The following is a 400-nucleotide window of genomic DNA, read 5'->3' as shown; positions in this document are numbered from 1 at the left end:
GACGCATTGCCCTTTAAGACCCAAAATCTGTGCTGAGATGCCAACGCCCATGTGCTTGCCCTATATGAAGTGGTTAGAGACCTCATATTTCAACGGCTTACATGGGGGTGGCATCTTTTTTCACTCATCAAAGCGGAGAAGAGCCGTCCAGACGGATGATCCAGTTGGCCATCGTGGTGCGGCTGATGTGGCAGCCATGGCGCTTGAGAATGCCTTCAAGGCGGTACAGCGGCAGGGCGTCGGCGTACTTGGCCACCAGGATCCAGGCCAGCAGCCGGACGCTGGCCTGGCATTTGCCCAGGGGATGAACCGGACGGGCGGCACAGGCCAGCTGCTGCGCGCCATCCTCCTGCTCGAATACGGCTTTCTCCTGCCAGTATTCGATCACCCGTGCCTGCGC

At 59.0% G+C, this 400-nt stretch carries 1 pseudogene; it reads right to left on the bottom strand.

From position 1 onward, the window contains the following. Positions 1-145 precede the first annotated feature (145 nt). Positions 146-400, bottom strand: a pseudogene (locus ACOCD2_RS20310) (IS66 family transposase); the annotation flags it as partial.

Origin of the sequence: Thiolapillus sp. (assembly GCF_048562965.1) — a bacterium.
Taxonomy (GTDB): domain Bacteria; phylum Pseudomonadota; class Gammaproteobacteria; order Chromatiales; family Chromatiaceae; genus Thiolapillus; species Thiolapillus brandeum_A.
Note: the sequence above shows the minus strand (reverse complement) of the source record. Positions and strands in the feature narration are given on the sequence as shown.